We start from the raw sequence: 19654 nt of genomic DNA, 5'->3' as shown, positions 1-19654 counted from the left end.
ATGCGACGTAAAGCGGAGACGCGGCTGTCGCCCTATTTGACGGAGTATTTTGGCAAATCGCCACTCTCACCCGTCGGGCTGTGTTAATTTTATACCATTCGATCAAATATTAATCGACTGGTAAGTCGCCCTACCCACATCGCGGACAAGGCTGGAAGCTTTTCCTATTGATGCGGCCGTTCAGCCCAGCCCGCGAAGATGCGTTCCAGCGCGACCACGCAGTAGTACAACAGGATGCCAAGCACCGCCAAAGCGATCAAGACCGCGAACATCAGCGGATAGTTAGAGTTCGTCTGCCCCGACAGGAACAGCGCCCCCAAACCTTTGCCATGCGGCGAGATGATCTCGACCAGGTTGGTGCCGATGAAGGCCAGCGTGACCGAGACCTTAAGGGCCCCGAAGAACTCTGGCAGGGTCTTGGGCAGGGCGATCTTGCGGAAGATCGTGAAACGGCTGGCACCAAGAGAGGCCAGAATGTCCCTGTATTCAGGCTCTAGCGTCGACAGGCCGATGCCAACCGAAACCGCGATCGGGAAGAACGAGATCAGAAAGGCCATCAACACGGTGTTGAAGTTGTGCTCGCCAATGAACAGCAGGGCCAGAACCGGCACCAGCGTCGCCTTCGGGATGGCGTTGAAGCCGACCAGAAGCGGGTAAAGCCCGTCCCGCGCCACGCGCGAGAAGCCCATGATCATGCCCAGTAGCGTGCCAAAGAACACGGCCAGACCCAGCCCGGCGACGGTGCGCCACAGGGTTTGCCAGCTGCCCGACAGGAACAGGTTCCAGAACTTGCTATAGGCGGCAGGCAGGTCGGACGGCGATGCCATGACATAGTTGGGCCAGCCATTGAACCAGACGATGAACTCCCAAAATGCCACGAAAAGGCCGATGGCGATCATGGGAACAGCGATCTTTTGAACTGTCTTCATCACGCGGCCCCCGCTGCTGCAGGCACGCGGCCTTGGGCGATCTTGATCTGGTCCCGCAGGGTCGCCAGCATCTCGGCGCATTCAGGCGAGTACAGCCCGTCGAGCTTCCGTTCGCCGTCTTCCATTGGGTAATGCACGTCCAGCACGTATTGCGTTGTGGCGGGGCGGCCGGACAGGACGATGACCTGATCGCCCAGATAAACGCTTTCGCGAAGGTCATGCGTGATCAGCACGGCGGTAAAAGGTTCCTGCGCGCGCAGTTTGTGCATGGTCTGCCACAGATCCTCACGCGTGAAGGCATCAAGGGCACCAAACGGTTCGTCCATGATCAGCACGTCAGGCTTGTGCACGATGGACCGGCACAAAGAGGCCCGCTGGCGCATCCCGCCCGACAGTTCTGACGGGCGTTTGTCTTCGAAACCGGCAAGACCCACCAGTTCCAGCAATTCTTCGGCGCGGGCGATACGATCGGCGCGCGGCATAGAGGGGGCCACGATTTCCAGCGGCAGGATCACGTTGTCCAGAATGGTCCGCCATTCCAGCAGCACCGGGTTCTGGAAAGCCATCCCAACGGTTTTGCGCGGGGATTTCACCAGCTCGCCATGCAGCCAGACCTCACCCTCATCGGGTTTCATCAGCCCCGCAACAAGGCGGGTCAGGGTAGACTTGCCACAGCCCGAGGGGCCGACGACGGCAGCGAATTCGCCCTCTGGCACGGTCACGTTCAGATCGTCCAGAACCGGCAACAGGCCGTTCGGGGTCTTATAGGCGTGGGTGACGCCTTTTATTTCAATGAGATTTTCCATGTGGAGGAAGGACGCCGGCGACAAACGCCGGCGTCTGTCACCTTTACTTCAGCATACGCGCGTCAGCGGCAGGCAGATAGCTGTCGTCGAAATACTTCGACGCATCAGGCTCCGAGTTGAACTCGTAGACCGACTTGGTCTGTTCGATCGCGGTGGCCATGCGGTCCGCGTCGATCCCTCCCATACCGTTCGCCATGACATAGTCGGTCAGGACGTTGGCATCGATTGCCATCTGCAGGCGCTCGGTCTCCAGATCGGGATCCGCGGCCGGGTTGCGTTTGATCAGCGCTTCAACGGCGGCACCCGGGTTGGCGATCGCCTCTTTCCAGCCGGCAGCAACCGCTCCAAGGAAACCGGTGATCACCTCGGGATTGGCACTGGCAAAGTCGGTGTTCACGATGATCGCGTTACCATAAAGCGCAACGCCATAGTCAGCCATCAACAGAACGCTTTGATCGTCCATCGGCACGCCAAGACGCTTCAGGTTCAGGGTCGACGAGAACGAGAACCCGGTGACAGCGGCCACTTTGCCCTCGGCTAGCATCGGCTCGCGGGTTGGGAAGCCAACCGGCTCGACCGTGATCGCATCGACATTCAGGCCGTTTTCGGCGGCGAAGATCGGGAATTGCGCCCAGGCACCATCGGGGGGCGGAGCGCCCAGAACCTTGCCCTCAAGGTCTTTCGGGGCTTCAATGCCCAGCGATTTGCGGCCAACAACGGCAAATGGCGGCTTGTCATAGACCATCATGACGGCCTTCACCGGCGCGTCAGGGTTTTGATCCAAAAAGCGCATCAGGCTGTTGATATCCGCAAAGCCGATTGGGAACGCACCGGTCGCGACCTTCGGGATCGCGTCCAGCGACCCTTTGCCTTCCGAGATTTCCACATCCAGACCGGCAGCCCCGAACAGGCCCGCATCAACGGCGTGGAAATAGGGGGCGGATGGGCCTTCGAACTTCCAATCAAGGGCGAAGGGAACTTTGGTCTCTGCCGAAGCGGGCGCGGACACGCCCATGACAGCAACAGAGGCAGCGAAAGCTGCAGAGATGAAACGGTTGAACAAGTGGACCTCCTACGTTGGGTACGTTCAAATTCTTAGGGCTGCGGTTCCAGACAGTGGATAGGATTAACAATTTCCCGGTTCGATTGCTGTTCCGCGCTTATTTTTTCCCCAATGCGGGGCATTTTTGATGAATTTACGATCAGTTGCTAGCCAAACTTACGCGTGCTGCACGGTCCTTACTGTTGTCCGCCTATTTCGCACCCGGTCCCTTGCGCCCACCTCAAATCGCCGTTCAGGCGACAGCTTAATCCGCTTTCCGTAGGCGCGGTCTATCAAAAAAAGGCGAAAGACCTTTCGGAATAGCCTTATGCCAAAGGTGTTTCTGTGCGCCTACGTGGGGTGGACCAAGTCAAAGGCGCTTCTATATGGTGTTTTCACAATAATTCCGGAACTGCAGGGATAAAGATGGCGCTTCTAACGAAAAGTGGTCTGTCGGTTGCCGACGACCTTCATGAATTTGTCGAGACAGAGATGCTCGAAGGCACAGGAGTGTCTGCCGAGGCCTTCTGGGACGGTCTTGCGAAACTGGTTGCCGAGTTCGCTCCGCGCAACAAGGCATTGCTTGCCAAACGCGAGGACATTCAGTCCGCGATTTCGAACTGGCACAAGGACCCGTCGAATGGCGCGGACCCGGCGGCCTACGAAGAGTTCCTTCGTGAGATCGGGTATATCGAGCCCGAGGGCGGCGACTTTAAAATTTCTCCGGAAGGGGTCGATCCCGAGGTTGCCCAGATCTGCGGACCGCAGCTGGTGGTTCCGATCTCGAACGCGCGTTTTGCACTGAACGCAGCGAATGCGCGTTGGGGCAGCCTGTACGATAGCCTTTATGGGACCGACGCCATTAGCGGCACACCGAAAGCGGGCGGGTTCGACGCGGAACGCGGGGCCAAAGTCATCGCCTGGGTCCGCGCGTTTCTGGACGAGGCTGTTCCGCTGGCAGGCGCAAGCCATGCCGATGTCAGCAGCTACACTGTCGAAGACGGGCAGTTCGTCGCCACCGTGAATGGCGTATCGACTCCGCTGGCAACACCTGCCGCTTTCGCAGGCTACACTGGTGCGCCTGATGCTCCGCAGTCGCTGGTGCTGCAGAACAACGGGTTGCACATCATCATCGAGATCAACCCAGATCACACCATCGGGCAGATGGACAAGGCCGGCGTCAGTGACGTCAAGATGGAGGCCGCCCTGACCGCCATCATGGATTGCGAAGACAGTGTCGCCGCCGTTGATGGCGAAGACAAAACGCTTGTCTACCGCAACTGGCTGGGCCTGATGCGCGGCGATCTTTCGGTGTCGTTCAAGAAAGGTTCTCAGACCGTCGACCGCAAACTGGAAGACGATCTGCAGTTCACGACCCCCGACGGTGGCAGCGCCATCCTGAAGGGCCGCGCGCTGATGTTCGTGCGCAACGTGGGTCACCTGATGACGACCCCGGCGGTTCTGGACCCCGAGGGCAACGAAATTCCCGAAGGCATCATGGACGCGATGTTCACCGTCGCGATTGCGATGCACGACCTGAACGGCGCGCGTCTCAATTCTCCGGCTGGATCGGTCTATATCGTGAAGCCCAAGATGCATGGCTCGGCCGAGGTTACCTTTACCAACGAGCTGTTCGGCGCGGTCGAAGATATTCTTGGCCTGCCCCGCAACACCGTGAAAATGGGTGTGATGGACGAGGAGCGCCGGACCAGCGTGAACCTCAAAGAGTGTATCCGTGCCGCAAAACACCGGATCATCTTCGTCAACACCGGCTTCCTGGATCGGACCGGGGACGAGATTCACACTTCGATGGAAGCCGGGTTGATGGTGCCCAAGGCCGATATGAAATCCGCCAAGTGGCTGTCCACCTATGAGGATCGCAATGTCGATATCGCGCTATCCTGTGGCTTTGCCGGCAAGGCGCAGATCGGCAAGGGCATGTGGGCCATGCCCGACCTGATGGCCGACATGCTGGAGGCCAAGATCGGTCATCCGATGTCGGGCGCGAACTGCGCATGGGTGCCCTCGCCCACCGCCGCTGTCTTGCACGCGACGCACTATCACAAGGTGGACGTGGCCGCGCGGCAGGCTGAACTGGCCGCAGGCGGTCCGCGAGGCAGCCTAAGCGATCTGCTGACCTACCCGGTTCAGCGCGGGCGCAACCTGACCGATGAGGACATCCAGCAGGAACTGCGCAACAACGCGCAGGGCATTCTGGGCTATGTCGTGCGTTGGGTGAACCAAGGTGTTGGCTGTTCGAAAGTGCCCGATATCAATGATGTCGGCCAGATGGAGGACCGTGCAACCTGTCGGATCAGCGCCCAGCTTCTGGCCAACTGGCTGCATCACGGGCTGGTCTCAGAGGATGACATTCTTGCGGCCCTGCACGAGATGGCACAGGTCGTGGATCGTCAGAACGAAGGCGATCCGGGGTATATTCCAATGGGGGATGGCGAAGGGTCCTTTGCCTTTGCCGCCGCGCGTGATCTGGTGCTGCAAGGCGCCACCCAGCCGTCGGGCTATACCGAGCCGCTGCTGCATAGCTATCGCTTGAAGCTTAAGGCCGCCGCGACCTAGTTCGCGCTGATTCGGAAGGGAAGGTCTTTTGCGGCGTTGCGATACCAGTTGATGATCGCGCGCCGCTCATCCTCTTCCATGTAGGACACGTTGGCGGGCGGCATCGCGGTGCTGACGCCGGATTGCAAATAGATCAGCCGGGCGGCATGAGCGATGTCGGCCGGCGTTTCCAGCAAGATACCCTTTGGCGCACGGCGGATGCCATCATAGAAGGGTTCGCGCGCGTGACACATCGCGCAACGGCCGGGGACGATCGACGTGATGTCTTCAAACCCCTCGGCGCTTGCAAAGACCTGTTCGGTTTTGGTCAACTCACGCGCCTCGGATTCCTCGTAAGTGTCCTGTCGCAGTGGCAGGGTCGAAATCCACATCACCAGCAGGAACAGGATGACGGTGGCCAGCCACGTCCACGTCGGGTTTCCCGCGCGGGCGTGACGGGTGTTGAAGTAATGCCGGATCGTGACCCCCATCAGGAAGACCAACGCCGCAATGACCCAATTGTACTCTGTGCCAAAGGCCAGCGGATAGTGGTTCGATAGCATCAGGAACACGACCGGCAGGGTCAGATAGTTGTTATGAGTTGACCGCAGCTTGGCGATTTTGCCGTATTTGGCGTCGGGCGTGCGGCCCTCTTGCAGGTCTTTCACCACGATGCGCTGGTTCGGCATGATGATGAAGAACACGTTGGCCGTCATGATCGTGGCGGTGAACGCCCCCAGATGCAGCATGACGGCGCGGCCCGTGAAGATCTGGTTATAGCCATAGCCCATCGCCACCAGCAGCACGAACAGCAGCACCATCAGAACGGTTGGGTTCTCGGCCAGCCCCGATTTGCACAGCCGGTCATAGACGATCCAGCCCACGGTCAGCGACAGGGCCGAGATCAAAATCCCTTGCCAAAGCGCCAGATCAGCCTTGCTGGCGTCGATCAGATACAGCTCTCCGCCCGCCCAGTAGACGATCATCAACAGCGCCGCGCCTGACAACCAGGTCGAATAGCTTTCCCATTTAAACCAAGTCAGATGGTCGGGCATGTTCTCGGGCGCCACGAGGTATTTCTGAACGTGGTAGAACCCCCCGCCATGCACCTGCCATTCCTCGCCATGGGCACCAACCGGCAGGTTGGGCGTTTTGCGCAGACCCAGATCAAGCGCAATGAAGTAGAACGACGACCCGATCCACGCGATTGCAGTGATGACGTGCAGCCAGCGCACGGCAAATTCCAGCCAGTCCCAGATGATCAGAAGGTCTTGCATTGGCGGTCTCCGAAAACTCTTGCCCCTCTATAGCGTAGCCGGGGATTGTCTTGTATTTTGAAAAAGGACTCAGGTACTTCAAAAAAATCAGAAAAATCCCGCATGGCCTACCTTGATAACGTAAAAACCTTCGTGCGCGTCTTTGAGCTGCGGAATATGTCGGCAGCGGCGCGGGATTTGCGCATTTCGGCTGCGGTTGCCTCGTCCCGGATTTCGCAGCTGGAAGAGCATCTGGGCGTCCGCCTGTTTCAACGCACAACCCGTCAACTGAACCCAACAGAGCAAGGAAATACCTTCTACAAGGGCGCGACCAAAATTCTGGATGCAGTTCAGGATGCCGAGGCCGATATCAGCAATATCACCAGCGTTCCACGCGGGTCGCTGTATATCGCGGCGCCCTTGGGTCTGGGCCAGAAGATCATCGCGCCTTTCGTGCCAGAGTTTCACGCCGAATACCCCCATGTTCACATCCGTCTGCGGCTGTCGGACCGGCGGTTGGACTTGGCGGCAGAGGGTCTGGACGCCAGCTTTTTCCTTGGGGTGCCCGAGGACAGCACGCTGAAGCTGCGCAAGATCATGGATTGTCCGCGGCAGCTATATGCGTCGCCTGACTATCTTGCCAAACATGGGCAACCCGAAACCAGCGCCGATCTGAAAGGCAAACATGCCTGTCTGAACCTGCGCTATCCCGGCGCGCGAGAGTTTCAGTGGCCGCTGGAAACATCCGAGGGCGTCAAACGCGTCACCGTCACAGGGCCGTTTGAATCAGACCACGGCGAGGTTCTGACCAACTGGGCGCTAGAGGGTCACGGGATCATCCTGAAACCGATGTTCGAGGTCTCGGACCACGTGGCCTCGGGCGCTTTGGTCCCGGTGCTGGAGAACGAACCGCCCACGCCGATTCAGCTGGCCTGCCTGTTCATGCACCGACGCATGCAGGACCCCAAGGCGCGCCTGTTCATCGACTTCATGGTGAAGAAAATTCAGGACGCGCTTGCGCCCTAGCTGCCGCGATAGGTGGAATAGCCGAAGGGCGAAACCAGAAGCGGCACGTGGTAATGCGCGGCCTCAGACATGCCAAAGCGGATCGGGACCTGATCCAGAAAGCGCGGATCTTCGGGCGGCGTTCCGTTCGCGTCCAGATAGGCGCCGACATGGAACATCAACTCATAGGTGCCGGTCTGAAACTCTTCCGCAGGCAAGATCTGCTGATCAGTGCGCCCATCGTCGTTGGTCACCAACGACCGGATGTGTTCACGGCTGTCACCATCGACCCGGTAGAGGTCAATCTTCAACCCCTGCGCCGGGCAACCGCGCGCAGTATCCAGAACATGGGTGGTCAGGTAACCGGTCATTTCACGCTCCTAAATTCATCACACCCAGTTATGTCGGGGCTTTTGGCAGGAAAACAGAGCCTAGCACCAACTAGCTCTTTCAAAAATATATTAAAAGTTGGCAGAATTCATTTGATCTATAAGACGCAAAAAGACAGGAGCCGTCCGCTTGAATAGATATGCTCGCAACATGCGGGGCTATGGCCCTGACCGCCCCGATCCGAAATGGCCCGGCGGGGCCAAGGTCGCCGTGCAATTCGTCCTGAATTACGAAGAGGGCGGCGAGAACTGCCTGCTGCATGGCGATACCGCATCCGAGGCGTTTCTGTCGGACATTCCCGGCGCGGCCCCGTGGCAGAACCAGCGTCATTGGAACATGGAATCGATCTATGAATACGGCGCGCGCGCCGGGTTCTGGCGGCTGCACCGTCTGTTCACCGGAGCGGGTATTCCGCTGACGATCTACGGCGTCGCCTCGGCCCTTGCCCGCAACCCCGAGCAGGTTCAGGCGATGAAAGACGCCGGCTGGGAGATCGCCAGCCACGGTCTGAAGTGGGTCGAACACAAGGACATGTCCGAACGCGAAGAGCGCCACGCCATCGCCGAGGCAATCCGCCTGCATACCGAGGTGGTCGGCACCCCTCCACGCGGCTGGTACACGGGACGTTGCTCGGAAAACACGGTGCATCTGGCATCCGAGATTGGTGATCTCGACTATATCTCGGACACCTATGACGACGACCTTCCCTATTGGCTGGAGCTGGAAGACCATGACCAGTTGATTATCCCCTATACGCTGGAAGCCAATGACATGCGCTTCGCAACCGCCCCCGGTTGGGTCACGGGGCGCGATTTCGAAGACTATCTGACCGACGCGTTCGACACGCTTTATACTGAGGGTTCAGAGGGTCGCCCGGCCATGATGACTATCGGTCTGCACTGCCGCCTTGTGGGTCGCCCCGGCAAAATCGCCGGGCTGAAACGGTTCATCGACCATGTTCAGTCGCACGCAGATGTCTGGTGCCCGCGCCGCATCGATATCGCCGAACATTGGGCCGCGACACACCCGCCGAAACGGTTCGAACGCCCCAGCAAGATGAAGCGCGAAAGGTTCGTGGCGCTTTACGGCGGGATCTTTGAACACTCGCCATGGGTCGCAGATCGCGCGTGGGAATTGGAACTTGGACCCGCCCATGACTGTGCGGCCGGGGTTCACAATGCGCTTTGTCGGGTTTTCCGCACCGCGAGCCATGACAAACGTCTTGGTGTTCTCAACGCCCACCCGGACCTTGCCGGGAAACTAGCGGCGGCGGGTCAACTGACCGCGGAAAGCACATCCGAACAAGCCAGCGCCGGATTGGACTTTCTGACAGATGAGGAACGCGCGACCTTCACCCGCCTGAACAAAGCCTATGTTGAAAAACACGGCTTCCCCTTCATCATCGCCGTCCGCGACTACGACAAGGCCTCGATCCTTCAGGCCTTCCACCGCCGGATCGACCACACAACCGAGGTAGAGTTCGAAGAGGCCTGTCGCCAGGTCGAACGTATCGCGCAATTCCGCCTGCAGGACTTGTTGCCATGACCATCACCGCGAAACCCATCTCGGCGCAGGCCTTTGCACCCTACGGAGACCTGATTCAGGTCGATGGCACCCCCGACAAGCTGATCAATCAGGGGCTTTGCGGGCGGCACCATGACAAGGCGAGGCTTGATTTCGGGGATGGTCGTGCCGGGATCAGCCTGTTCGACGCACAGGCCCGGCAGTTTCCGCACATTGTCGATATGGTCGAACGCCACCCCGATGGAAGTCAGGCTTTTATCCCCGTCTCTGGCGTCCCGATGATCGTGGTCGTCGCGGATGATCAGGACGGCACGCCGGTCAACCTGCAAGCCTTCGTGACCGCGCCGGGGCAATCCATCAACCTGTTCCGCAACGTCTGGCACGGGGTGCTGGCCCCGCTTGGGTCAGGCGGCCAGTTCATCGTCGTCGATCGTATTGGGGACGGCCCGAATCTGCAGGAACATTGGTTCGAAACGCCCTATACGGTCACCGCCCCGGAATAGCCGTGGGCCCACCAAAGCCCATGTGCCGGTTGACGTCTTTATAAAGCAGATACCGAAACGGCCCCGGCCCCCCGGCATAGCAGGCCTGCGGGCAGAAAGCGCGCAGCCACATGAAATCGCCGGCCTCGACCTCGACCCAATCCTGATTCAGGCGATAGACCGCCTTACCTTCCAAGACATAAAGCCCGTGCTCCATCACATGGGTTTCCGGGAAGGGGATCACGCCACCGGGCTGGAAAGTTACGATGGTGACATGCATGTCGTGCCGCAGATCTTCGGGGTCGACAAACCGCGTCGTTGCCCAAACCCCGTCGGTGTCAGGCATCGGCGTTGGAGCGACGTCCTTTTCGTTGGTGATCAGCACATCGGGCAGTTCCAGCCCCTCGACCCGCTGAAACCGCTTTCGAACCCAATGAAACCGCGCCACCGCATCCGAAGTGTTGTGCACGGCATAGGGTTTATCCGGCGGCAGAAAGGCGTAGCCGCCCTCCTCCAGTTCATGGGTCGCGCCGTCGACGGTCACGGTGATCTGTCCCTCAACCACGAACAGCACCGCCTCGACATCGGGTTCGGTTTCGGGCCGGTCGCTACCGCCACCCGGCTGCACTTCGGCAATATATTGCGAGAACGTCTCAGCGAAACCGGACATGGGCCGCGCGATTACCCAGAACCGTGCCTTTTCCCAGAACGGCAGATAGCTGGTGACAATATCGCTGAACGTGCCTTTGGGGATCACCGCATAGGCATCGGTGAACATGGCGCGGTCGGTCAGCAACTGGCTTTGCGGTGGCAGACCGCCTTTCGGCGCGTAGTAAGAAGTCTTTGACATATCGGTCCTCTGCCTTTGGGAACCAATGCATTGAACCGCGATCCATTGGCTTTTCCAATGTCAAACCGGCGCTCAAAATCCTGAAAGATTAGCTTGGTTTTTTTGACAAAGACCGGGTTAGCCCTGAAGCCCGCGCGCCAGTTGGTTCTGCCGCTCGATCACCCGGGGCAGGTCGATCGTGGCCATGTGTCCGTCGCGGACAACCTGCCGTCCTTCAACAAACAGGTGCTTCACCCGCGTCGGCCCCGCCAAGAGCAGCGCGGCCGGATCCCAACTGCCCGCACTTTCAATACCGGTGACATCCCAAACCGCGATGTCGGCGCGTTTGCCCACGGCAATCTGCCCGCAATCGGGGCGGTTCAGCACCTCGGCCCCGCCGCGCGTCGCAATCTCTAACACTTCGCGGGCAGACATCGCATCGGCCCCCAGTGCGACCCGCTGCAACAGCATCGACTGGCGCGCCTCTAGGATCATGTTCCCGGCGTCGTTACTGGCCGAGCCGTCCACCCCCAGACCCACCTTAACCTTCGCGTCGCGCATCGCCCGAACCGGTGCAATTCCGCTGCCCAGTCGGCAATTCGAACAGGGGCAATGCGCGACCCCGGTCCGGCTTTTGGCAAAGAGGTCGATTTCCTGATCGTTCAGCTTCACGCAATGGGCGTGCCAGACGTCCGCACCGGTCCAGCCAAGATCCTCGGCATATTGACCCGGACGGCACCCGAATTTTTCCTGCGAATAGGCGATATCCTCGTCGTTTTCGGCCAGATGAGTGTGAAGCATCACACCTTTGTCACGCGCCAGAAGCGCGGACTGTTTCATCAGCTCTCGCGACACCGAGAAGGGCGAACAGGGGGCCAGACCAACCCGCACCATGGCCCCGTCAGTGGCATCGTGGAACCGGTCGATGACACGGATCGAGTCCTCAAGGATCGCGGCCTCTTGTTCGACCAGACTATCGGGCGGCAGACCCCCGTCACTTTCGCCAATGCTCATCGAGCCGCGCGTTGGATGAAAACGCAACCCAACCTCGGACGCAGCCGCGATCGTATCGTCCAGCGTGGATCCGTTTGGATACAGATACAGGTGATCTGAACTCAGCGTACAGCCCGACAAAGCCAGCTCTGACAAGCCGATCTGGGCCGAGACGAACATCTCTTCCGGACCAAACCGCGACCAGATCGGATAAAGCGTCTGTAACCAGCCGAACAGCAATGCATCCTGCCCGCCGGGGACGGCCCGGGTCAGCGACTGGTAGAGATGGTGGTGCGTGTTCACCAACCCTGGCGTCACTACGCAGCCCTTGGCGTCGTGCACTTCTGCCGATGCGGTCAGTTTGCGGCCAACTTTGGCGATGGCGCCATCCCGGATCAGGATGTCGGCCCCCGCCAGTTCTTGCCGGTCATCATCCATCGTCAGAATGGCATCGGCGTTTTTGATCAGGATTTCGGACATGGAACACCCCTATGTGACCCGCCTCAACAGAGTGTTCGAACCGGCGGAAAGCGGGGCAAAGAACCGGTCAGGACGGTTCTAGCGAGCCTGCTAGGACTAAGTCAACAATTGCCGAAAGCGCCATAAACCGTCTGAAAACACGCGTCACCCATCAGGCTGAGGCGCCTAAACCCCCACGAATTTTTCCGAGATTTCTTTCGTCAAATCAGTGATGTTTCCGCTCCACGCGGTTTTGCCACGCTCCAGAATGACCGCGCGGTCCGACACTTTGGAAAGCTCTTTCAGCGACTTGTCGACCAACAAAATCGCCACGCCAGAGTCCCGCTTGATGCGTTTGATCGCGGCCCAGATTTCCTGACGGATAATGGGCGCAAGGCCTTCGGTGGCCTCATCCAAGATCAGAAGCTTGGGATTGGTCATCAGGGCCCGTCCGATGGCCAGCATTTGCTGCTCGCCCCCGGATAGGGATCGCGCGCGCTGTTGGCGTCGTTCGGTCAGCCGGGGAAAGAGATCTCCGATCGTGTCTTCCGTCCATTCGCCCGGACGCGCCGAGGCGATCAGGTTCTCATAGACTGTCAGGTCCCGGAAACAGCGGCGGCCCTCGGGTACCAGCCCAATACCAAGACGTGCCACGCGATGGCTTGGCTGTGCATGAAGATCAGTGCCGCCGAAATTCAGCACGCCTTGCGATGCGATCATCCGGCAGATCGACTTGACCGTGGTGGACTTACCCATGCCATTGCGCCCCATCAGGGCGACGACCTGTCCTTCTTCGATGGACAGGTCCACCCCGAACAAGGCCTGGGACACGCCGTATGACGCCGTCAGGTTTTCAACGCTCAACAGGCTCATGCGTCTTCTCCAAGATAGGCTTCGCGCACCTCGGCGTTTGATCTGATCTCATCGACTGTGCCGGTGGCGATCAGGCGGCCATAGACCAATACGCTGATCCGGTCGGCCAATGCGAAAACGGCATCCATATCGTGTTCCACCAACAGGATCGGCGCCTCGGACCGAAGGCCATCAAGGAAGCGCGTCATGGTCAAGGACCCTTCCGCACCAAGGCCTGCCATGGGTTCGTCCATCACAAAGACCTTTGGGCGCAGGGTCAGGGCAACGGCGACCTCTAGCTGGCGGCGCTGTCCGTGGCTAAGTTCAGCCGTTCGCTGGTTGCGCGCGTCAAGCAGCCCGACACGGTCAAGCGCCTCTTCCGCGCGCGTGACAAGCTCTGCATCGCTTAACACCGGTTTCAGGAATCGCCAGACCGAACCAGAGGCGCCCAGGGCCCCCAGAACGGCATTCTGAAGTACCGTGTCTTCCATCGCCAGTTCAGAGATCTGAAAGGTGCGCCCCAAACCGGCCCGCGCGCGGGCGCGCGTGGTTTGCTGGGTCACGTCCGTGCCTGCCAGAAACACCTGCCCCGCATCCGGGCGCAGCTCTCCTGAGATCTGTTTGATCAGGGTCGATTTACCTGCCCCGTTCGGACCGATGATGGCGTGAATTTCACCCGGGCGCAGGTCAAAGTCGATGCTGTCGCTGGCTTTCAAAGCGCCAAAGCTTTTGGTGATCCCGCGGGTTTCCAGAACAAGGTCAGTCATGACCACCTCCTCGGCCGGAAAGCAGCCCAACGATACCACCACGGGCAAACAGCACGATGATCACTAGAATGACACCAAGGTAGATGTGCCAAAAATCTGTGATCTCTCCTAGGAAATGTTCCAGCGTCACGAAGATGACCGCACCAATCACGGGGCCGAACAGTCGCCCGACACCGCCCAGAATGATGAACAGCATGATCTCGCCCGAGAACTGCCAGCTGAACATGGTCGGGCTGACAAAGCGATTGAGGTCGGCAAAAAGCGCCCCGGCCAGCCCAGTGATTGCCCCTGAAATCACGAAGGCCACCAGTTTCAAGCGTGTCGGGTCAAGGCCAACGGTCTGCGTCCGCATCGGCGTTTGTCGCGCGGCGTTCAAGGCAAGGCCGAAGGGCGATTTCGCCAGCCGCGCATTTAAGAAGAGAACCGCGCAGAGAATGACGAAACAGATGCCGTAAAACTGGATCGGAACCAGAGTATTCAGGCCCGGGAACCCGTTTCGCACATAGATCGACAACCCGTCTTCACCGCCATAAGCGGCCCATGAGATGGTGAAGAAGAAGAACATCTGACCGAAGGCCAGCGTGATCATAATGAAATACACGCCGCTGGTACGAAGCGAGAGCATCCCGATGACCACCGCCACCAGCGATGACAAGATGATCGCCACAAGCCAGATGATCGGCATCGACTTTGTGCCTTCGATCGTGAACAGGCCCAAATCCAGCGCCGTATAGGTCTGTGCGTGATAGGCCAGCACCCCCATCGTATAGCCACCAATCCCGAAAAAGGTCGCGTGGCCAAAGCTGACAAGTCCGCCAAGCCCAAGGGCAAGGTTCAGGCCAACCGCGGCCAAGGCCAGAATGACAGCGCGTGTGGCCAAGGTGATGGTGAACAGCTCTTCCGTGGCCATTGCATAAAGCGGCACGGCGATCAGGCCGAACAGGACCAGCGCATTGAGATAGCGTTCCTGAATCATGGGCGCGCTCCGAACAGGCCGGTGGGTTTCCAGATCAACACGATGCTCATCAGGATGTAGATCGACATCGAGGCGACGGCCGATCCGGCGTTTGTGGCGGCGGATTGTTCCATGAACAGCTTGAAAAGCTGGGGCAGAAAGATGCCACCCAAAGTGTCTGTCAGCCCAACCAGAAGCGCGCCGACAAAGGCCCCTTTGATCGAGCCGATGCCACCAATGACGATGACCACGAATGCAAGGATCAGGACGGGCTCGCCCATGCCAACCTGCACCGACTGGATGGCACCAACCAGTGCGCCTGATAGCCCGGCCAAGGCCGCGCCAAGGGCGAAAACCAGCGTATAAAGCTTCGAGATATCCACGCCCAAGGCGGCAATCATCTCGCGGTCGTTCTCACCCGCGCGTATCTGGATGCCGACCCGCGTACGCTCGATCAACGCCCACAGTCCAAGGCCAACGGCAAGACCCGCACCAATCAAGGTCAGGCGATACAGCGGGTACTGGATGCCGCCGGGAAGGGTGACCGGGCCCGACAGATAACCGGGGATATCCAGAAACAGCGGGAATGAGCCGAAAATCCAGCGGGTTCCTTCGGAAAACACAAGGATCAGGGCAAAGGTCGCCAGAACCTGATCAAGGTGATCAGTGGCATAAAGCCGTCGGATCACGACCATTTCGACAATCGCCCCCGCCGCGGCCGCCGCGATCAGCGCCGCGATCAAGGCCAACAGGAACGACCCGGTCGCTGCGGCAACTGCTGCCGCTACGAACGCGCCAATCATGTAGAACGACCCGTGGGCAAGGTTGATCAACCCCATGACGCCAAAGATCAGCGTCAGCCCGGCCGCCATCAGGAACAGCATGACCCCGAATTGCAGACCGTTCAGGACCTGCTCGATGATGAGAACAGTAGACATGGAAAATATTGTGTCTGTCTGACCCGAAGACCTCGGGTCAGACAGGTTCAGTCATTACATTTTGCACTCGGCTGCATAGGCGTCAGAGTGGTTTTCCAAAGCAACGCCGATGATCTTGTTGGTAAAGACATCGCCTTCCTTGATGACCTCACGCGCATAGATCGTCTGAACCGGGTGGTTGTTCGGACCGAAGCTGAAGTCACCACGGGTGCTGTTGAAGTTTGCCGCAGACAAGGCTGCGCGGAAGGCGTCGCCATCATCCGGAGAAGCAGTTTCCAGCGCACTTAGCAGCAGGTTTGCAGTGTCAAAGCCCTGGCTTGCATAGAGCGAGGGAAGACGACCGTATTCCGCCTGGAAGCTTTCGACGAACGCCGCGTTGGTTGGGTTGTCGATGTCCTTGTTCCACTGCGAGGTGTTCACAACACCCAGCGCAGCACCGCCAACGGCCTGCAGGATACCTTGGTCAAAGCTAAACGCCGGACCGACAACCGGCAGATCAATACCGCTGTCCGCATATTGCTTCAGGAAAGAGATCCCCATGCCGCCCGGCAGGAAGAAGAACACGCTGTCCGCACCGCTGGCACGGATTTGCGCCAGTTCTGCCGCATAATCGGTCTGGCCAAGCTTGGTGTACAGCTCGCCCGCCAACTCGCCCTCGAAGAAGCGCTTGTAACCGGTCAAAGCATCTTTGCCCGCCGGATAGTTCGGCGCGAGGATGAAGCTGTTCTTGTAACCGGCCGAGTTTGCATAGGCACCCGCCGCTTCGTGCAGGTTATCGTTCTGCCATGCCACGTTGTAATAGTTCTTGTGGCATCCCTTGCCAGCCAGCGCAGATGGGCCGGCGTTTGGCGACAGATAGATCACATCCTGATTAACCGCTGCGGGCACAACCGCCATCGCAAGGTTGGACCAGATGATCCCCGTCAGAACGTCAACCTTTTCAGACTGGATCATCTTGTCGGACAGCTGCACGGCGATATCCGGTTTGCGTTGATCGTCTTCGATAACAACTTCTACATCAGTGCGACCCGATTGATTGATCGCCAGCATAAACCCGTCACGCACATCGATCCCAAGTCCGGCGCCACCGCCAGACAGGGTGGTGATAAGGCCGACTTTGACTTCCGCCATACCAGCCGAAGCGGCCATCGCAAGAGCCGCTGTTGTCGCCAAGATTTTCTTCATCTCTTTCTCCCTGGTTGAGAATTATTTGAACTCTTGTCCATTTTTATAGTTTCCCATTGGCACCTTTGCAGATTTTCAGCCGGTGTGAAGCTTTAGAGTTCATTTAACCGCATTCAATCAGATCGCGGTTGCCCTTTCAAAGCCTCGATGCTTGAACTGTCCAACTAATTGCCGCGCATCATTGTCGGCAACATTCGATAGGCGTCGGAATTGCAAAGGCTTGCGCATCTTCAGCCTGCCATGATGCAGAGTAAGGGCCGAAACCAAGTTAAATTTTGGAAGAGTAATCCCGTGGCGATCACGCAGTCTGCGCCGAAGCTTGGCCTGCACATCTGTGTGTCGGTCCGCCAATTTTTGCGGAGGGTGTAAGCCTTGCGGGAAAAAGAATGGGCGGCCCGTGAGGGGCCGCCCAAAAAGGTTTGTTATGCGACCAGGTCGAAGCGGTCCGCTTCCATGACCTTGGTCCAGGCGGCAACGAAGTCGCGTACGAACTTCTCTTTGTTGTCGTCCTGAGCATAGACCTCTGCGTAGGCGCGCAGGATCGAGTTCGATCCGAACACCAGGTCAGCGCTGGTTGCCGGCCATTTGACGTCACCCGTAGCGCGGTCGCGCAATTCGTAGGTGCCGTCGTCAAGCGGGTGCCAGCTGTAGGCCATGTCGGTCAGGTTCACGAAGAAGTCCGTGGTCAGTGCGCCAACATTGTCGGTGAACACGCCATAAGAGCTATCCCCATAGTTGGTACCCAGAACCCGCAGACCACCAACCAGCACTGTCATCTCAGCAGCGGTCAGTCCCAGCAGTTGCGCCCGATCCAGCATCATCTCTTCAGCAGAGACGGCATAGGCTTCTTTCTGCCAGTTGCGGAACCCGTCGGCGACCGGCTCCAGCACGCTGAAGCTGTCTGCGTCGGTCTGTTCGGCAGTCGCATCACCACGACCTGGCGTGAACGGCACCTCTACAGAATGGCCGCCTGCCTTGATGGCCTGTTCCAGACCTACGTTGCCTGCCAACACGATGACGTCAGCAACAGAGGCACCGGTTTCGGCTGCAATCGGCTCTAGGATGCCAAGCACTTTAGCCAGACGCTCAGGCTCGTTGCCGACCCAGTCCTTCTGCGGCGCAAGACGGATGCGCGCACCATTGGCGCCACCACGCTTGTCCGAGCCACGGAAGGTCCGTGCGCTGTCCCAAGCGGTGGCGATCAGCTCTGCCGAGGTTAGGCCGCTGTCTGCGATCTTGGCTTTCACTGCCGCAACATCGTAGTCGGTGTTGCCGGCCGGAACGACGTCCTGCCAGATCAGGTCTTCCGACGGGACATCCGGACCGTAGTAGTTGGCCTTCGGGCCCATATCGCGGTGGGTCAGCTTGAACCAAGCGCGCGCAAAGGTGTCGGCGAAATACTCGGGATCTGCGCGGAACTTCTGGCAGATCTCGTTGTAGATCGGGTCTACACGCATCGCCATGTCCGCATCGGTCATCATCGGCATCTGCCCTTTGGTCGGGTCAGACGGATCACGCGGCATTTCGGATTCCGGCATGTCGATCGGCTTCCACTGGTTCGCACCGGCGGGCGATTTGGTCAGTTCCCACTCCCAACCGAAGAGATAGTCGAAGTAACCCATGTCCCACTGGGTCGGGTTTTTCGTCCATGCACCTTCGATACCAGAGGTGAAGTTATCCGATGCCTTGTCAGACTGAGCCGGGTTCGCCCAGCCAAAGCCTTGCATGTGAACCGGGCAGCCTTCAGGCTCTGCGCCGATGTTGGCGTGATCGCCGCCACCATGCGCCTTGCCAACAGTGTGACCACCACAGGTCAGAGCCGCGGTTTCTTCGTCGTTCATCGCCATACGGGCAAAGGTCTCACGCACGTGTTGTGCAGTACGCGCGGGATCAGGATTGCCGTTCACGCCTTCGGGGTTCACATAGATCAGACCCATGTGGACAGCGGACAGCGGGTTTTCCAGCGTGCTTGCGTTATCCAGATCGTCGTACCGGTTTTCCGACGGCGCCAGCCATTCGTTCTCGGAACCCCAGTAGACGTCGGTTTCCGGACCCCAGATGTCTTCGCGGCCAAAGCCGAAGCCAAAGGTTTTCAGACCCATGGATTCATAGGCCATGTTGCCCGCCAGGATGATCAGGTCAGCCCAGGACAGGGCGTTGCCGTATTTCTTTTTCACCGGCCACAGCAGGCGACGCGCTTTATCAAGGCTTGCGTTATCCGGCCAAGAATTCAGCGGTGCGAAACGGATGTTGCCCGACCCGGCGCCCCCACGACCATCCTGCAGACGGTAAGAACCGGCAGAGTGCCACGCCAGACGGATCATCAGGCCACCATAGTGACCCCAGTCTGCTGGCCACCAATCCTGATTTTCGGTCATCAGCGCCTTAAGGTCTTCTTTGACCGCGTCATAGTCGAGGCCCTTAACCGCGTCGCGATGGTTATAATCTGTGTCCATCGGGTTGGTACGCGCACCGTGCTGGTGCAGGATGTCTAGGTTCAGTGCGTTGGGCCACCACTTGGTCACGGGTTTGTCCATCGACGTATTGCCACCGTGATTCACGGGGCAGCCGCCGAGACCTGGGAATTTGTTTCCGTCCATGGCTGGATCTCCTATCGGTTTAAAATGGGCCTTCGCCCAAGTTTATTATGATTCTAAACTAGCCGAGTCTCTCAATTAACTCTAAT

17 protein-coding genes and 1 pseudogene are annotated in these 19654 nt (G+C 58.9%); 4 read left to right on the top strand and 14 right to left on the bottom strand.

The genetic code is table 11. The features are described 5' to 3' along the window. Positions 1 to 164: 164 nt before the first annotated feature. From CLM58_RS02710 to CLM58_RS02700, 3 genes are read right to left on the bottom strand one after another with little or no spacing between them, the layout of a single operon-like run. Entirely contained in the window at positions 165 to 929 is a 765-nt protein-coding gene (locus CLM58_RS02710) for an ABC transporter permease (protein WP_095594357.1), read from the bottom strand. Further along, entirely contained in the window at positions 929 to 1735 is an 807-nt protein-coding gene (locus CLM58_RS02705; RefSeq protein ID WP_095594356.1) for an ABC transporter ATP-binding protein, read from the bottom strand. Before CLM58_RS02705 ends, CLM58_RS02710 begins: the two co-directional genes overlap by 1 nt. 43 nt (positions 1736 to 1778) lie before the next feature. Next, the gene (locus tag CLM58_RS02700) at positions 1779 to 2750 is read right to left on the bottom strand and encodes an ABC transporter substrate-binding protein (RefSeq protein WP_095594806.1); all 972 of its coding nucleotides are present in this window, start codon (positions 2748 to 2750) and stop codon (positions 1779 to 1781) included. Between the two features lie 453 nt (positions 2751 to 3203). Here CLM58_RS02700 and CLM58_RS02695 point away from each other — a divergent pair, with 453 nt between their 5' ends. Then, positions 3204 to 5354 (top strand): malate synthase G, encoded by a 2151-nt coding sequence (locus CLM58_RS02695; RefSeq protein ID WP_095594355.1) that lies wholly within the window; start codon positions 3204 to 3206, stop codon positions 5352 to 5354. Here CLM58_RS02695 and CLM58_RS02690 read toward each other — a convergent pair. Continuing rightward, complete coding sequence (locus CLM58_RS02690; RefSeq protein WP_095594354.1) at positions 5351 to 6610, bottom strand: urate hydroxylase PuuD; 1260 nt, start codon at positions 6608 to 6610, stop codon at positions 5351 to 5353. The genes CLM58_RS02695 and CLM58_RS02690 overlap by 4 nt on opposite strands. 102 nt (positions 6611 to 6712) lie before the next feature. Between CLM58_RS02690 and CLM58_RS02685 the strand changes: the two genes are divergently transcribed. Then, on the top strand, positions 6713 to 7615 hold the full coding sequence (locus CLM58_RS02685; RefSeq protein WP_095594353.1) for a LysR family transcriptional regulator: 903 nt from the start codon (positions 6713 to 6715) through the stop codon (positions 7613 to 7615). Here the strand turns inward: CLM58_RS02685 and uraH are convergent. Then, positions 7612 to 7965: a hydroxyisourate hydrolase gene (gene uraH, locus CLM58_RS02680; RefSeq protein WP_095594352.1), complete on the bottom strand. Its 354-nt coding sequence runs from the start codon at positions 7963 to 7965 to the stop codon at positions 7612 to 7614. The two genes, CLM58_RS02685 and uraH, sit on opposite strands and share 4 nt — an antisense overlap. Before the next feature lie 148 nt (positions 7966 to 8113). Here uraH and puuE point away from each other — a divergent pair, with 148 nt between their 5' ends. Together puuE and CLM58_RS02670 are read left to right on the top strand one after the other, a co-directional pair. Beyond that, the gene (puuE, locus tag CLM58_RS02675; protein WP_095594351.1) at positions 8114 to 9529 is read left to right on the top strand and encodes an allantoinase PuuE; all 1416 of its coding nucleotides are present in this window, start codon (positions 8114 to 8116) and stop codon (positions 9527 to 9529) included. Next, positions 9526 to 10011, top strand: a complete 486-nt coding sequence (locus tag CLM58_RS02670) for an ureidoglycolate lyase (RefSeq protein WP_095594350.1) — start codon at positions 9526 to 9528, stop codon at positions 10009 to 10011. The genes puuE and CLM58_RS02670 overlap by 4 nt, the downstream gene beginning before the upstream one ends. Here CLM58_RS02670 and CLM58_RS02665 read toward each other — a convergent pair. From CLM58_RS02665 to katG, 9 genes and pseudogenes are all read right to left on the bottom strand, one after another. Beyond that, complete coding sequence (locus CLM58_RS02665) at positions 9995 to 10840, bottom strand: bifunctional allantoicase/(S)-ureidoglycine aminohydrolase (protein ID WP_095594349.1); 846 nt, start codon at positions 10838 to 10840, stop codon at positions 9995 to 9997. The two genes, CLM58_RS02670 and CLM58_RS02665, sit on opposite strands and share 17 nt — an antisense overlap. Before the next feature lie 117 nt (positions 10841 to 10957). Continuing rightward, a complete protein-coding gene (locus tag CLM58_RS02660; protein WP_095594348.1) occupies positions 10958 to 12292 on the bottom strand; it encodes an 8-oxoguanine deaminase in 1335 nt (444 codons plus the stop codon). 165 nt (positions 12293 to 12457) lie between these two features. Then, the gene (locus tag CLM58_RS02655; RefSeq protein WP_095594347.1) at positions 12458 to 13144 is read right to left on the bottom strand and encodes an ABC transporter ATP-binding protein; all 687 of its coding nucleotides are present in this window, start codon (positions 13142 to 13144) and stop codon (positions 12458 to 12460) included. Next, complete coding sequence (locus CLM58_RS17460; RefSeq protein WP_408608214.1) at positions 13141 to 13272, bottom strand: ABC transporter ATP-binding protein C-terminal domain-containing protein; 132 nt, start codon at positions 13270 to 13272, stop codon at positions 13141 to 13143. The genes CLM58_RS02655 and CLM58_RS17460 overlap by 4 nt, the downstream gene beginning before the upstream one ends. 99 nt (positions 13273 to 13371) lie before the next feature. Further along, positions 13372 to 13890 (bottom strand): annotated as a pseudogene (locus CLM58_RS02650) (ABC transporter ATP-binding protein); the annotation flags it as partial. After that, positions 13883 to 14866, bottom strand: a complete 984-nt coding sequence (locus CLM58_RS02645) for a branched-chain amino acid ABC transporter permease (protein WP_095594345.1) — start codon at positions 14864 to 14866, stop codon at positions 13883 to 13885. The pseudogene CLM58_RS02650 and the gene CLM58_RS02645, both read right to left, overlap by 8 nt. Next, on the bottom strand, positions 14863 to 15783 hold the full coding sequence (locus tag CLM58_RS02640) for a branched-chain amino acid ABC transporter permease (protein ID WP_095594344.1): 921 nt from the start codon (positions 15781 to 15783) through the stop codon (positions 14863 to 14865). The genes CLM58_RS02645 and CLM58_RS02640 overlap by 4 nt, the downstream gene beginning before the upstream one ends. Positions 15784 to 15837: 54 nt before the next feature. After that, entirely contained in the window at positions 15838 to 16968 is a 1131-nt protein-coding gene (locus CLM58_RS02635; protein ID WP_095594343.1) for an ABC transporter substrate-binding protein, read from the bottom strand. Positions 16969 to 17390: 422 nt separating this feature from the next. After that, on the bottom strand, positions 17391 to 19568 hold the full coding sequence (gene katG / locus CLM58_RS02630; protein WP_095594342.1) for a catalase/peroxidase HPI: 2178 nt from the start codon (positions 19566 to 19568) through the stop codon (positions 17391 to 17393). Positions 19569 to 19654 lie beyond the last annotated feature (86 nt).

The organism is Actibacterium pelagium (assembly GCF_002285415.1).
Taxonomy (GTDB): domain Bacteria; phylum Pseudomonadota; class Alphaproteobacteria; order Rhodobacterales; family Rhodobacteraceae; genus Actibacterium_B; species Actibacterium_B pelagium.
Note: the sequence above shows the minus strand (reverse complement) of the source record. Positions and strands in the feature narration are given on the sequence as shown.

Excerpts from the sequence above, each read along its gene's own strand:
- CLM58_RS02710 (WP_095594357.1), bottom strand. The coding sequence starts at position 929 with ATGAAGACAGTTCAAAAGATCGCTGTTCCCATGATCGCCATCGGCCTT.
- CLM58_RS02705 (WP_095594356.1), bottom strand. The coding sequence starts at position 1,735 with ATGGAAAATCTCATTGAAATAAAAGGCGTCACCCACGCCTATAAGACC.
- CLM58_RS02700 (WP_095594806.1), bottom strand. The coding sequence starts at position 2,750 with ATGGGCGTGTCCGCGCCCGCTTCGGCAGAGACCAAAGTTCCCTTCGCC.
- CLM58_RS02695 (WP_095594355.1), top strand. The coding sequence starts at position 3,204 with ATGGCGCTTCTAACGAAAAGTGGTCTGTCGGTTGCCGACGACCTTCAT.
- CLM58_RS02690 (WP_095594354.1), bottom strand. The coding sequence starts at position 6,610 with ATGCAAGACCTTCTGATCATCTGGGACTGGCTGGAATTTGCCGTGCGC.
- CLM58_RS02685 (WP_095594353.1), top strand. The coding sequence starts at position 6,713 with ATGGCCTACCTTGATAACGTAAAAACCTTCGTGCGCGTCTTTGAGCTG.
- uraH (WP_095594352.1), bottom strand. The coding sequence starts at position 7,965 with ATGACCGGTTACCTGACCACCCATGTTCTGGATACTGCGCGCGGTTGC.
- CLM58_RS02670 (WP_095594350.1), top strand. The coding sequence starts at position 9,526 with ATGACCATCACCGCGAAACCCATCTCGGCGCAGGCCTTTGCACCCTAC.
- CLM58_RS02665 (WP_095594349.1), bottom strand. The coding sequence starts at position 10,840 with ATGTCAAAGACTTCTTACTACGCGCCGAAAGGCGGTCTGCCACCGCAA.
- CLM58_RS02660 (WP_095594348.1), bottom strand. The coding sequence starts at position 12,292 with ATGTCCGAAATCCTGATCAAAAACGCCGATGCCATTCTGACGATGGAT.
- CLM58_RS02655 (WP_095594347.1), bottom strand. The coding sequence starts at position 13,144 with ATGAGCCTGTTGAGCGTTGAAAACCTGACGGCGTCATACGGCGTGTCC.
- CLM58_RS17460 (WP_408608214.1), bottom strand. The coding sequence starts at position 13,272 with ATGGATGCCGTTTTCGCATTGGCCGACCGGATCAGCGTATTGGTCTAT.
- CLM58_RS02645 (WP_095594345.1), bottom strand. The coding sequence starts at position 14,866 with ATGATTCAGGAACGCTATCTCAATGCGCTGGTCCTGTTCGGCCTGATC.
- CLM58_RS02640 (WP_095594344.1), bottom strand. The coding sequence starts at position 15,783 with ATGTCTACTGTTCTCATCATCGAGCAGGTCCTGAACGGTCTGCAATTC.
- CLM58_RS02635 (WP_095594343.1), bottom strand. The coding sequence starts at position 16,968 with ATGAAGAAAATCTTGGCGACAACAGCGGCTCTTGCGATGGCCGCTTCG.
- katG (WP_095594342.1), bottom strand. The coding sequence starts at position 19,568 with ATGGACGGAAACAAATTCCCAGGTCTCGGCGGCTGCCCCGTGAATCAC.